Genomic DNA, 12,783 nt, shown 5'->3' with positions numbered 1-12,783 from the left:
TTTGCTATTTAGTTGTTCTAAATAAGAAATTTTTAACGAAGCTAGCGTCAGTTTTAGTACCTCAAAAATGATTAAGTATTATTGAGGCTTGGTATTACTGGTATATTAATTCGCCTTAACGTACATTTGAGAAATAGCCTAATTAAGGAGCTTGGCGATGGAATTAAATCAAATTGAACAACGTATTATTGGTGTGTTGCTAGAAAAAGAAATCACCACCCCAGACCAATATCCTCTATCTTTAAATTCTCTGACGACGGGTTGCAATCAAAAATCGAATCGTGAGCCGGTTTTAGAATTAAGCGAAGCAGAAGTCTTAGATGCTGTTGATGGTTTAATTGCTAAAAGAATAGTGGTTCGAGATGAAGCTGTTTCGGGTCGAGTCGATAAATACCGCCATCGTTTCTGCAATACCGAATTCGGCGATTTACAGTTTAACGAACAACAGCTCGCGGTTGTGTGTGTATTGCTATTACGAGGCCCACAGACTCCTGGCGAGCTTCGCAGTCGTACCAATCGCCTAGCGAACTTTGCTCAGGTCAGTGAAGTTGAACAAGTATTACAAGATCTCCAACAGCAAAGTCTTGTTCAGCAACTACCAAGACAACCGGGCAAACGCGAAAGCCGTTATCAACACCTGTTTATATCGAGCACAGAAGCTGAACTTGTAAGTGCAGGGGCTGAGCCATTGGTTGAGTCAGACCTTAATAGCTTATTAGAAGAAGTGCAGCAACTTAAGCAAGAATTAGCCAAGATAAAACAGCATTTAGGACTTTAAATGTAATAAATAGCGCTTTAAATTCAGCAAATATCACAACATAATAGAGCTTGCACTCAATAAACCAGAACTCACAGAGGAATCATCATGCGCCAAGCCATTTTAGCCGAAATGCGCGTTCAGCCTAATATCGACGTCGACTTTGAAATCACCCGTCGCGTTAACTTCATCAAACAACGTCTTGTCAGTGCACATTGTAAGTCACTGGTGTTAGGTATTAGTGGTGGCGTAGATTCATCAACCTGTGGTCGTTTATGTCAGCTTGCCGTTGATGAGCTGAATAATGAGTTAAACACCACTGAGTATCAGTTTATTGCGATGCGCTTACCTTATGGCGTGCAAGCGGATGAAGACGAAGCGCAATTAGCTCTTGAGTTTATCAAGCCAAGCAAACGTCTAACTGTGAATATTAAAGATGCGGCAGATGCACTGCATGCTCAAGCCCTACTGGCCATGTCTGATAGCGATACCACTTTACCTAATGACAGCCATGTGGACTTTGTAAAAGGTAATGTAAAAGCTCGTCAGCGTATGGTTGCGCAATATGAGCTTGCCGGTCTTACGCAAGGTTTAGTGGTTGGTACTGATCACAGCGCTGAAAACATCACAGGCTTCTATACAAAGTTTGGTGACGGTGCCTGTGACCTTGCGCCTTTGTTTGGTCTATCTAAACGCCAAGTTCGCGCATTAGCCAGCAAGCTTGGCGCACCAGCTGCTTTAGTTGAAAAAGCACCGACAGCCGATCTTGAATGTGATAAGCCAGGTCTAAAAGACGAAGATGCGTTAGGTTTGAGCTACGAGCAAATTGATGACTTCTTGGAAGGTAAAGACGTAGACGCTGAAGTGGCTGACAAGCTGATTGCGATTTACCTACGCACGCAACATAAGCGCCAACCTATTCCTACGGTTTACGACGAAGTATAAACAATAAAGAGAACTGGGTTATGAGCTAACTAGCTCATAACCTGTCATACCCGCCTCGAGCACAATTAAACTCAGCAAAAACATCACCACATAACCCACTTTTACTTTTGCACATACATATGCTCCAAGTGGCGCGCCAATTACCACCACAGGAATAGCAGCAAGTAAGTAGCTATGAATTTCTGGCGTGATCTGCTGTAAATAAACCACATTGATAAGACTGCCGATCACTGAGGTAAACGCCATCACTAACACCGATGTCGCCGTCGCTTTTTTCACATCGGCTTTATAGCATAGCAATAACAGCGCAAATAAAGCGATATCAGCCCCTGAGCCCACCAAGCCACTAGCAAGTCCGCCGATAAAGGCCACCAGCATTAACCGCTGTGGATGCGGGTGAATGTCATCAATACTCTGTTCATGGTGGGCTTTGCGCCACCACCTAACCAGCATGGTCACGGCAAAGCATAGCAACAACACACTAAATACCGACTTAACCCACAACCTAGGCACAACAGGGGCAACATACAATAAACTTAAAATCACACCCAATGATGCCATTGGCAGGGCAAGCAGCACCACATTGCGGTAATAAGGAATACCCCGACATATAATGGTTAAACTCGCCGCGGTCATGCCAAAGCTTTGTATCGCCAAAGAAAACACTTTGGCTGTGGCCGGTTCAATATCCAGTACCTTAGTCATGATCGGAAATGCCACCGCACCACCTCCCAAGGCTGTGCCACCTGCTACGAAAGACCCTAACGCCATAGTTAAGGCAATCTCAAGTTCTTGATAAACCTGCATGAGCGCAGGCTTTGCGCCTTGTAACAATAACAAGGTGGCATAAACTCCGGCAGTAAACCAAAACGGCCAAACTGACTTTTGCGTAACTCTTGCTAACATCCGACCCCCGTAGACAACGCTGTCAATTATACCCAAGTTGTGTATTTTAAGTTCACATTTTTAGGAGCGTTCTTCTATGCTCCTGCAAGCGCTTGATCGATAAAAATAAAAAAAGCGTATACACTGGTTAAATAGAAAAAGTTTAACAACATAGATAGGTCTTACATGACAGCACCCATACTGATTACCGGCGGCGCACAGCGAATTGGCTTAGCACTCACAGAACACTTTGTTGCTCAAGCTCAGCCCGTAATAATGACTTATCGCACCCGTCACGCATGTATTGATGAACTCGAAGCCCGAGGCGTTACTTGTATTCAATGCGATTTCGATAAGCCCGATGCAGTCACCGAATTGGTTAATCAAGTAACCTCAATTACTCCCAGCCTTCGTGCAGTGCTCCACAATGCATCAAGCTGGGATTGTGAAGCCAGTTGTGACGACTATGCCAATCTCTTTGACCGTATGATGCATATTCATGCCAAAGTGCCTTACTTATTGAATATGGCTCTGAGCCCGCTGTTACAAAACTCTGGCGACATTACCGATATCATTCACTTAACCGATTACGTGGTTGAAACTGGCAGCCCGAAACATATTGCCTATGCAGCAAGTAAAGCGGCTTTAGATAACTTAACTAAGTCTTTCTCTGCAAAGTTTGCACCGCGTATTAAAGTAAACTCAATCGCGCCGAGTTTGATCATTTTTAATGAACACGATGATGACGCTTATAAAGCAAAAACATTGAAAAAATCCTTGATGGGCATCGAGCCTGGCTGCCGTGAGATCATCAATAGCGTTGAGCTATTATTAAGCAGTAACTACATCACAGGCCGCACCCTAGCAGTTGATGGCGGACGCCACTTAAAATAAAGAGATAGATTATGCATGACGATTTAAAGAAAAGTTATCACGAAATCTTAACTGCGGTAGGTGAAAACCCTGAGCGAGAAGGTTTGTTAGACACGCCAAAACGCGCCGCCAAAGCGATGGAGTTTTTAACCAAAGGCTATCGTGAGACGCTAGATGAGATAACCAATAATGCCGTGTTTAGCTCAGATGCTGATGACATGGTGCTTATTCAAGATATCGAGCTTTATTCAATGTGTGAGCACCACTTGCTTCCTTTTGTAGGTAAGTGCCATATCGCATATATTCCAAATGGTAAAGTACTCGGCCTATCTAAGTTTGCGCGCATTGTTGATATGTTCGCACGACGCTTTCAAATTCAAGAGCAGCTTACTCACCAAATCGCCAAAGCAGTTGAAGAAGTGACGGGCGCAAAAGGCGTCGGCGTCATTGTTGAAGCAAAACACATGTGCATGATGATGCGCGGTGTTGAAAAACAAAACTCAAAAATGCGTACTTCAGTGATGCTAGGTAACTTTAGGCACGACCCTAAAACCCGCAATGAGTTTTTACAGCTAGTAAAAAACTAAGGAGCAGTGAATGCAAAACGCGATCATTAACATCACCAATTTAAGGCTGCGCACTTATATTGGTTTTAACCAAGAAGAGCGTGAGAAAAAGCAAGATGTGGTACTGAATATAGAAATTCATTACCCCGCTGATAGCGCGTGTATCAACGGTGATATTGTTGAGCATGCGCTTAACTATAAGACCATTACCAAAGCGGTGATCAAACAAGTCGAAACAGGTCACTTTTTATTACTAGAGAAACTGGTTGCTGATATTTTAGAGATCTGTCACGAACATGAATCGGTAACTTATGCAAAAGTGCGTATCGATAAACCGCATGCGCTACGCTTTGCAGACTCAGTCTCTTTAACTTTAGACTGGCGTAAAAGCTAACAGTTATTAAATTTAAGTGCGGCTATATCAGCCGCTCTATTCCCAATGCAACCGCAATAATAAAGCCATAGCGCAACGCTTTACCTATACTCACCAGTAACACAAATAGTGAAAGCCTAACTTTAAAAACGCCACCCAGTAACGTGAGTGGATCGCCAACCACTGGAAGCCAAGCAAACAGTAAACTATACACGCCATACTTATCAAACACCTGTTGCCCTTTTGCAATTTGCTCAGCATTAATCGGGAACCAGCGCCTATCTTGAAACGCCATCATCTTTAAGCCCAGCCAATAATTGACACAACTACCCAATACATTACCCACAGTCGCAGACAACCAAAGTAACCAGAGTAGTCCTTGCTGTTTGACCACCAGCCCTGAAAGCACCACTTCAGACGAACCGGGTAATAGCGTGGCTGATAAAAATGCCGAGGCAAACAGACTAAGATAAATCCACATTCAATAAAGCGTTCATGTCATGACGTATAGCGTTGCATTATCCTATCAAATAGCGGTTAATGTAAGCATGAAAATCGAGTAACCATCTACTCAAAGTTCAGAACAAGACATACTTCATAGCAGATTATCTACTCACCGTACCCAAAAAAGAGGTTATATGTCACAAGATCCCGTTCACATCCTAACAATTGCAAAAGTTATTCAAACTGCGGTTGCACCGGTTTTCCTAATCACGGGCATAGCAGCAACGCTTGGTGTTTTATCTAACCGTTTAGCACGGATTACCGACAGAGCAAGACTGTTAGATAGAAAACTGAATAACAGCCAAGACGACTCCCTAGCATCTTCTCTTACACAAGAAATGCGCGCATTATTAAAGCGCTCTCGCTGTATTCACATCGCTTTTAGCATGAGTGTGCTCAGCGCCCTGCTCGTCTGCGCCGTGGTAATGATGATGTTTATTTCGCATCTATACACTATGCCACTGAGTGTCACTATTTCTAGCTGTTTTATCGGTGCGATGATTTTATTGATTGGCGCATTTTTAGCGCTGCTTGCCGAAGTATTTTTAGCAACACGCAGTATGCGCAGAGGGATGATTTTTAAAGATATTCAATAATGAGTTAACGAAAATAATCTCACCCATTGAATGAAACCACATTCGGTAGCACAGACTTTATGGCGAGTTGGCGAGTTGACGAGTTGGCGAGTTGACGAGTTGGCGAGTTGACGAGTTGGCGAGTTGGCGAGTTGGCGAGTTGGCGAGTTGGCGAGTTAATAAAATACAATAAAAAACCCAGTCAAATTAAAGACTGGGTTTTTTATTTATTAGCTGAGATTCAGCCAGCTAACCTATTTGCGTTACTTCTGCTTACGACGGCGAAGTGCTGCAAATGGCGCTGCTAATAGTGCTAACCAAGCTAGTGAACCACTTGAGCCAGTAGATACATCTACAGGTTCAACTTTGTTTACTCTAACTTCAACTGTTTCAGCATCAGAACGGTTACCGTGCGCATCTACAGCGGTTACTGTGAAAGTAATCTTACGATCATATTCATAGTCTAGAGCTGACGTAGTTAAGATATTACCTTGCGCATTTACTTCTAGCAAAGTAGTACCTGATACTTCAAATCCAATTACACCATTATCTCTATCGGTGAATTGTAGCTGACCCACTTGATAACCAACGCTTACATTTTCTTGTACTGTGAACTGTTGTCCCGCAGCGATTGTCGCAACATTTTCAATAATCGTAATTGCAACATTAGTGCTTTCAGACTTATTACCATCGGTATCAACTGCTACTACCTCAAGCATGACTTCTGCACCTTGGCTTAAGTCAAATTCACCTTTAACTGTGATTGTGCCATCAGTGTCGATTGCAAATGCATCAGAGCCTGTTACTTCAAAGCTTTCAAGGTTGTCATCTTGGTCCATAACAGAAAGCTTACCGACAATAGTGCCAATTGCTACATTTTCACTCACTTCAAATGCTTGATCAGCAGCAATCATTGGGGTTTTCTCTGCAACTGTATCCACCGCATTTTGAACACTGATATAAATTGACGCTTCTTCTGATACGTTACCAGCAACATCAATAGCAACCACTTTCAGTTCAACTTCAGTGACGCCTTGGTCGTAATCTAATAGGGCAGCATTCGATACAACAATCTCACCATCTTTAGTGATGTTAATACCTTCATTAGACTGGCTACGTACAAAGTACTCAGACAGCTCTAAAACACCTTCTTGCTCAACCAGTGAAAGCTGACCAATCACAGTGCCATCAGTAACATTTTCACTAATGTCATAAGACATCGATTCAATCGCTAATGGTGTAATTCTACTTTGCTCATCAAGCACAGCTTGATCAACAACAGCAACTGCTTTTTGTAAATCAGAACGACTTAGTACAAATGCGCCTTCACTTTCAATCGTTACTTTACCACCAGCAACAATCATATTTACGTCTTCGCCTTCCATGTCTTCCATAGAAACACGAGCAGATTGATAAGTCACTGTGCCACTTACAACATCAGTCGTTAGTAATGGACCACCTAAGTACCAACCGTTGTCAGGACCAACCGTTGCTGAAATACGAATGTTTTGACCTACAGGGCTTTGAACTGTCGGCGTACCATCAATATCAACTGTTTGATCACCTAAACCAACATAGTCATCACATGCAGAATAAGTAATTGAGTCAGAGCCAACCTCATGGTGCACATCTACCCAGTATGCCCAACCAATTGAACCATCTTCACGTATAAAGCCAGATACACCTCGAACATTACCATCAACGCTGCGACCATCGCGGTTACCATCTGTCCAGTTATAAATTACCCAATCATCAATACCATCATTGTTAGTATCAAAATGGAAACCAAAGTCGCCTTGTCTTAGGTGTTGCACAGAATCACGTAATTGCATTGTTGCTGTGATCATACGACCAGAAGGACAACTTGCGATACCACCGTATACGTTCATCGACGTAGACACGATGTCCATAGTAAGCGAATGATCTGGTTCTTGAGATGCAATTAAATTGTCTGCATTTAGCTCAATATCCTTTGCGCTTGTATTGTGTACAACTAGCTGCTTTTTACCTTCAATGAATTCATAACCCATTTCAAGTGCTTCAACCGCTTTAGGCATAGCATGGAATACTAGGTGTAAATCATGATCTTCACTAGAAGCAATGTCATTGAAGATGATCGCACCATCAAATTCAGCTGCTGTTAGGGCATCACGACGCTGTTGGTATTCAGCAGAACGACGAGCATTAAATTCTGCGTCCGTTTCTCCAGACATGCGCGCCATTGAAGTACTCTTCAACGTCCACTCATTCAGCTTGGCAGGATCAATATTTAGCGTTGCATCAAATGTAACTGTTTGACCAGCTGGTACTGTCACTTCCTCAGGAAGGTCCCAAGAAAATGCACCTGTTTTACGGTCATCTTCATAGCGAGCTTCAGCGCGAAGGCTGTAAGTTTTCGCTTCAGAAGAGAAGTTCTTCACTTGTACTGTCTTTGTGTAAGATGATGGTTCAGATACTGATAGTAAACCAAATGAAAGTGCAGCTTGGTTGGTATCAAAGTCTGCATGATGTACCCACGCAGCAACAGGAGATTCGATTGCTTTATTTACATCTACTAAACCCGCACCAATGCGGCTGATTGGCGCTAACTTCGCATCTTCATTTAGCGCTAACGCTTCTTCATAAACGTTTAGGTCGGCGGTATTCATTAATACTGCTTTTACTTCTTCAGCATTCATGTATGGACGCGCATCACGTACAAGCGCTACTGCACCTGCAACGATAGGGCCAGAGAATGAAGTACCTGAGTTTTTCATTGTTGATGTGCCAATCGCAGCTGGATCATTTTCAACTGAACCTGGTTTTGCAAGTACAATTTCAGAACCTGGGGCTGTAATTTCTGGCTTTAATAAGCCATCCATTGAAGGACCACGAGATGAGAAACCAGCTACTGCATTACCTGCAATATTTGTTTCTTCAATATCAACAGTAAGATCAAACGCTCGACCATTTGCAATCGCATCTTTAACGACTTGACCATCTTCAAGTGACAGCATGATAGAACGGATAGTAACTTCTTCCGCACCTGGCGATGCAGCCATACCAAATGCACCGTCATTTGCCTTGTTATTTACAACAATAACAAAACTCGCACCCGCTTTTTGAGCATTAAGTACTTTATCAGAGAAACCACAACCACCACGATCTACCAGTACAACTTTACCAGTAAAGTCTGTACCTTCAGCAAATTCAACACATGCTTCTTGGTTTGCGTCAGGGTAGATAAATTCTTTACCTTCACTTGTGAAGCTTAGTGGTCCTTGCTCACCAAATGATGCTGTTCCAAATGCCACAGCACTACCGTTTAACGACGCTTCAATTTTTGAAGTCACAATCTGCTCAACCGGGTGAGTCATTGCGCCAACTGAAAGGGCATTTGGTGTTGTACTTGGACCACCAACGATGAATGGATGATCCGCATCGTTACCTGCAGAGATAACTAAGTTAGTACCCAGTTTAACCGCTTTATGAATTAAGTATTGCGTACCACTTTGCGTGTGCGTTGAACCATAATCACCACCTAGTGACATGTTAATAACGTCAACACGGTCATTAATGTTACCGTCGCCATTTGGATCCATTGCTTTTTCAAGTGCTAAAATTTGCGCTGCACCTGTACAACCTTGCGAGCGGTCACCACACACTGTGTATGCGTAAAGCTCAACACCTGGCGCAATACCTGTTACCGAGTGCGCTACATTAGTACCGTGATTTGTCGCACTTGGCGTGCCTGTTGTGCTATCAAAGCGAGGGTCATTTTCAATCGGGTCCGCATCACCTCGTAATGCATCATAACCGCCAACAACTTGGCCCTGTGGCCATGTTACCGAAGTTTGGTCAGCCGCAGCAGCACTATAAGCTTCAAGTGTACCTTCACCACCTAAAATTTTGTGCGTGTAATCAATACCTGTATCTAGAACAGCCACTGATTGTGAACTACCTGTAAAGCCTTTTTCTGTATTAACAATATCAGCTGAAATATATTTGTTAACATCTGCAACCTGAATTTCGTTATCAAGTACAGGTAAAATTTTCTCAACTAATGGGTGATTCTTAAGAGACTCTAGTGCAACCTCATCCGCATCAACAATCAAAGTCGCAGCTAAGATCTTTGTCTTGGCGATCACTTTTGCACCTGGGTCGAAGCTTGAAAGCGTTGATAAAACTTGCGCTTGCACTTCTTCAATCGAAATTGCAGCCTGCTGCGCTGCAGCTACTGAGTATCGACCTTGCTCTAATAAATCAGACGCACTTTCTGCTTTCAATACAACCATGTAAGCATTTACTTCATGCTGTTGCTCAGCTTTAAATTCTTGTACGTTTTGAAGCAAGCTTTGACGATGCTCCAATAGTGCTTTTGTATCGATTGCTGATGCATTTGCTGCAAACAAAACGCCTGACACAGCCGATGCAACAGCTGTGGCTTTGATAAATTGATTAGACATAACTACCCTTCATTCTTATTTTGTAAGTGGACACAATTTCTTAAATGTTTCCATTGCGACCACAATACATTAATCCAAGCAAAACATTTATAGGTGAACCGGCAACAAGTAGAGCAAAGAGACTAACACTAACCAATAAATCTCAATATTTCATAAACTTAAACACCTCCATAAAATGGTAAATAAACGTAAACAAAACGTTCACAAAGTTAATATGATTACACTTTTCAGCATTTTTGAACATCTTTAACCACTCATCATGTTCGACTTGCGTTTTTATGTTGTTTTACGTAAAAAGAATGGATTCTAATTTTTTGGGGCAAATTATGAAAAAGACTCTTCTTTTAGCAACAGCTTTAGTGGGTGCATTGTCTTCACAAGCAAATGCACAATCTATGTTTGAAAAACCAGAAGACGCGATTGAATATCGCAAAGCAACCTTTCAGCTTATTCGTTATCAAATTGGCGATATGGGTGACATGTTAAAAGGTAAAGTTCCTTTTGATGCAAAACGCTTTCAACACCGAGCTGACAGTGCAGCAGCTCTTTCAAGTATGCCATGGGAAGCATTTACTGCAGATTCACAAAAAGGCGATACCGGCGCTTTACCCGCTATTTGGTCTGACCGTGCAACGTTTGACAAGAAGGCAGAACAATTTGCAAAATATGCTAAGGCACTTGCTGTGGCAGCTCAATCTGGAGATAAAAAAGAAATCGGCCCTGCATTTAGAAGTTGGGCTAAAGGCTGTAAGGATTGCCACAAGTCATTTAAAGACTAATAAAAAGCACGGAATACTTAATTAGTTAAGTATTCCGTGCTTCCCTTACAATTAAAACTGGTAACTTAGCGTAACACGCCAAACTTTATCAGTAACATTTAGCGGTAATCCGCTTTTATATCGATAACTTAACCAACTATCTGAATATAACCACTCCACACCAAGCTTCCAATTATCATTTATAGAGCGATTGATATGTAACGTAAGCGCTTGGTTGTCACTCGCATTTGGGTCAAATACCCAATGATCCTTATCAACAACCTTAGACTTTTCAAAGCGAGCCGAGAATCGATACGTTGTCCATTTATGGCTAAATAAAACGAACCAGCTACGAAAATCATTATCAACACCTCTACCTGGGCCCATTGCCGTTGAGCCTGACATTGCTTGCATTACAAGATGCGTTTGACTGGAAAGCTTACTTTTCCAAGCTACTGATAAGAAGCTGGTATCCCAAGCATATTGACCTATTCCTTCATTTATAGCAGCAGGGTCACCATTATTATCATACCAGTAAACTCTAAGGCTATGTTTTTTCAAATAGGCTAAGTGCGCGCCAGCATAAAAACCAAAGCGACCATCTATTTCATGAAACGGATCAGAGTACTGCCACTGTTTTGAAAGCTGTGGCTTCTGCAATGAATATAGAGGTGAAAAACCAATTCGTTCATTAAGATGTGTTTGTCTGTCATGAGGAAGTAAACCTCGCCAAGCAATCAAGGTTCCTGCAGGATCATTTCCTTTAAAAATTGCTGTATGAAAACTTACATCGTACTTGCTTCTAAACCTTCTTGCCGGACGCTTTATCGTTAATTCTGTGCCAATAGCTCTAATTTCTTCACCTAACCAAGCATTCAAAGCAGAATAGTTATATGTATAAGGTGAAGACCAAGCAAACCCCGTGTTTTCAAGAGACATTTTTGGATAAAAAGCACCTATTCTAGCTGATACTTGATACCCCTTAGCAATCGGTTGATACTGAAGATAGGCTTCGGTAAAGCCTAAAGTGGCTTTTGGGTCTGGAACGTATTGTGTCACACCAAAGAAAGACCAACTATTTGCAAAGTCTACTCGACCAGTAAAAGCTGCACGAGATATTGAAAAGTTATCATCGTATTTACCTAATCGAGTTGTACCCCAGCCCTTATCTAACCAACTCACAGAATCAGAGCCCGAGTCATAGCTAGCGTCGATCTTACCCTCAAACTTTGTTTGAATATTGCTTGCAAGAGTAACCGAAGAAAAACTTAAACCTAGCAGTACAGAAATAACTTTATTCATAACCATCACTTTCATCCACTGCAAAATCAAAAGCTTCCATAAGAGATTGCTTTATTTTATAGGTTTCTTTTTGAGCAGTAGAGCTAAGCTGTACTTCCACTTGCTCACTTGCTTCTAGTTTTTCAAAACGCTCATGCCAGACATGCAGTTGTGCTTTACCTATTTGGGGAGGGGATAATGCAATATTTGCTCGACCTTGCTTATCTGTCAGCGCGTAATAGCCTGAATCAACAACCAATATATAGCCAAGCATCCAGTCATGAATATTGCACCCTAATTCAACAACACCATTATTTTCGAAAACAATCTCTGATTTAGGCATTTCTTTATACAATTTTAATTCAAATGGCTTTGGCTTCGAAAAAGAGTAAACATGATGCAAGATAGAGTCGAAGTTAGGAAATTCAATTTTAGCGCCAGTTGGCACAACCAAAATGTGTGGCGAAAAAGCTCTATCTTTTTGCCCCATACTAAAGATATCAGAAACTTGCTCTACTTTAGGTTTATATAAATCACCTTCAAGCCACACAACCGCATTAGCTAAAGGATTGCCGGCTTTGTCTTTGACTATCACTTCAAATGCCTGAGAGTGTGTTACAAAGCATAAAGCTAAGCTAAGAAGTAACTTTAATTTGTTGCGTATCATCTAAATTATCCATTTTATTCATTACCAGTTACTTGCCGTATTAATCGACAATATGCACATAAAAGTTAAGCATACACATAGATGACCTAGATACTTAATTTTATTATTCAATAAAAGTGCAAATTATGGTGTAATACCAATCAGTAATTATTTG

Annotated in this window: 12 protein-coding genes; 7 read left to right on the top strand and 5 right to left on the bottom strand. The window is 41.8% G+C overall.

Translation table 11 applies throughout. From position 1 onward, the window contains the following. The first annotated feature begins 157 nt into the window (after positions 1-157). Together C1E24_RS19210 and nadE are read left to right on the top strand one after the other, a co-directional pair. Positions 158-778: a YceH family protein gene (locus tag C1E24_RS19210; RefSeq protein WP_138484278.1), complete on the top strand. Its 621-nt coding sequence runs from the start codon at positions 158-160 to the stop codon at positions 776-778. A gap of 87 nt (positions 779-865) precedes the next feature. Further along, the gene (nadE, locus tag C1E24_RS19205; RefSeq protein ID WP_138484276.1) at positions 866-1,702 is read left to right on the top strand and encodes an ammonia-dependent NAD(+) synthetase; all 837 of its coding nucleotides are present in this window, start codon (positions 866-868) and stop codon (positions 1,700-1,702) included. An 18-nt stretch (positions 1,703-1,720) separates the two neighbouring features. Here nadE and C1E24_RS19200 read toward each other — a convergent pair whose 3' ends face one another. Further along, positions 1,721-2,608, bottom strand: a complete 888-nt coding sequence (locus C1E24_RS19200) for a sulfite exporter TauE/SafE family protein (RefSeq protein WP_138484274.1) — start codon at positions 2,606-2,608, stop codon at positions 1,721-1,723. Positions 2,609-2,773: 165 nt separating this feature from the next. On the opposite strand from C1E24_RS19200, the gene folM reads away from it, so the two are divergent. The 3 genes from folM to folX are packed head-to-tail and all read left to right on the top strand — an operon-like array spanning position 2,774 to position 4,420. Then, positions 2,774-3,481: a dihydromonapterin reductase gene (folM, locus tag C1E24_RS19195; protein WP_138484272.1), complete on the top strand. Its 708-nt coding sequence runs from the start codon at positions 2,774-2,776 to the stop codon at positions 3,479-3,481. Between the two features lie 11 nt (positions 3,482-3,492). Next, positions 3,493-4,047, top strand: coding sequence for a GTP cyclohydrolase I FolE (folE, locus tag C1E24_RS19190; protein ID WP_058028330.1), 555 nt, complete (start codon positions 3,493-3,495; stop codon positions 4,045-4,047). Positions 4,048-4,057: 10 nt separating this feature from the next. After that, on the top strand, positions 4,058-4,420 hold the full coding sequence (gene folX / locus C1E24_RS19185; protein WP_130255708.1) for a dihydroneopterin triphosphate 2'-epimerase: 363 nt from the start codon (positions 4,058-4,060) through the stop codon (positions 4,418-4,420). A gap of 22 nt (positions 4,421-4,442) precedes the next feature. Here folX and C1E24_RS19180 read toward each other — a convergent pair whose 3' ends face one another. Further along, positions 4,443-4,880, bottom strand: coding sequence for a YqaA family protein (locus C1E24_RS19180; protein ID WP_138484270.1), 438 nt, complete (start codon positions 4,878-4,880; stop codon positions 4,443-4,445). A 157-nt stretch (positions 4,881-5,037) separates the two neighbouring features. Between C1E24_RS19180 and C1E24_RS19175 the strand changes: the two genes are divergently transcribed. Beyond that, positions 5,038-5,499 (top strand): DUF2721 domain-containing protein, encoded by a 462-nt coding sequence (locus tag C1E24_RS19175; protein WP_138484268.1) that lies wholly within the window; start codon positions 5,038-5,040, stop codon positions 5,497-5,499. Positions 5,500-5,741: 242 nt separating this feature from the next. On the opposite strand, the gene C1E24_RS19170 is transcribed toward C1E24_RS19175, so the two are convergent. Continuing rightward, positions 5,742-9,923, bottom strand: a complete 4,182-nt coding sequence (locus C1E24_RS19170) for a S8 family serine peptidase (RefSeq protein WP_138484266.1) — start codon at positions 9,921-9,923, stop codon at positions 5,742-5,744. A 326-nt stretch (positions 9,924-10,249) separates the two neighbouring features. Here C1E24_RS19170 and C1E24_RS19165 point away from each other — a divergent pair, with 326 nt between their 5' ends. Next, complete coding sequence (locus C1E24_RS19165; RefSeq protein WP_138484264.1) at positions 10,250-10,702, top strand: c-type cytochrome; 453 nt, start codon at positions 10,250-10,252, stop codon at positions 10,700-10,702. A 51-nt stretch (positions 10,703-10,753) separates the two neighbouring features. Here the strand turns inward: C1E24_RS19165 and C1E24_RS19160 are convergent, their stop codons facing one another. Both C1E24_RS19160 and C1E24_RS19155 read right to left on the bottom strand, forming a co-directional pair. Further along, positions 10,754-11,983, bottom strand: a complete 1,230-nt coding sequence (locus tag C1E24_RS19160; RefSeq protein WP_138484262.1) for a hypothetical protein — start codon at positions 11,981-11,983, stop codon at positions 10,754-10,756. Beyond that, a complete protein-coding gene (locus C1E24_RS19155) occupies positions 11,976-12,629 on the bottom strand; it encodes a methylamine utilization protein (RefSeq protein ID WP_138484260.1) in 654 nt (217 codons plus the stop codon). Before C1E24_RS19155 ends, C1E24_RS19160 begins: the two co-directional genes overlap by 8 nt. Positions 12,630-12,783: the final 154 nt, after the last annotated feature.

Origin of the sequence: Pseudoalteromonas phenolica (assembly GCF_005876835.1) — a bacterium.
Lineage (GTDB): Bacteria > Pseudomonadota > Gammaproteobacteria > Enterobacterales > Alteromonadaceae > Pseudoalteromonas > Pseudoalteromonas phenolica_B.
Note: the sequence above shows the minus strand (reverse complement) of the source record. Positions and strands in the feature narration are given on the sequence as shown.

Coding starts and splice junctions, on each gene's coding strand:
- nadE (WP_138484276.1), top strand. CDS start 866: ATGCGCCAAGCCATTTTAGCCGAAATGCGCGTTCAGCCTAATATCGAC.
- folE (WP_058028330.1), top strand. CDS start 3,493: ATGCATGACGATTTAAAGAAAAGTTATCACGAAATCTTAACTGCGGTA.
- C1E24_RS19175 (WP_138484268.1), top strand. CDS start 5,038: ATGTCACAAGATCCCGTTCACATCCTAACAATTGCAAAAGTTATTCAA.
- C1E24_RS19155 (WP_138484260.1), bottom strand. CDS start 12,629: ATGATACGCAACAAATTAAAGTTACTTCTTAGCTTAGCTTTATGCTTT.
- C1E24_RS19165 (WP_138484264.1), top strand. CDS start 10,250: ATGAAAAAGACTCTTCTTTTAGCAACAGCTTTAGTGGGTGCATTGTCT.
- folX (WP_130255708.1), top strand. CDS start 4,058: ATGCAAAACGCGATCATTAACATCACCAATTTAAGGCTGCGCACTTAT.
- C1E24_RS19160 (WP_138484262.1), bottom strand. CDS start 11,983: ATGAATAAAGTTATTTCTGTACTGCTAGGTTTAAGTTTTTCTTCGGTT.
- C1E24_RS19170 (WP_138484266.1), bottom strand. CDS start 9,923: ATGTCTAATCAATTTATCAAAGCCACAGCTGTTGCATCGGCTGTGTCA.
- C1E24_RS19210 (WP_138484278.1), top strand. CDS start 158: ATGGAATTAAATCAAATTGAACAACGTATTATTGGTGTGTTGCTAGAA.
- C1E24_RS19200 (WP_138484274.1), bottom strand. CDS start 2,608: ATGTTAGCAAGAGTTACGCAAAAGTCAGTTTGGCCGTTTTGGTTTACT.
- folM (WP_138484272.1), top strand. CDS start 2,774: ATGACAGCACCCATACTGATTACCGGCGGCGCACAGCGAATTGGCTTA.
- C1E24_RS19180 (WP_138484270.1), bottom strand. CDS start 4,880: ATGTGGATTTATCTTAGTCTGTTTGCCTCGGCATTTTTATCAGCCACG.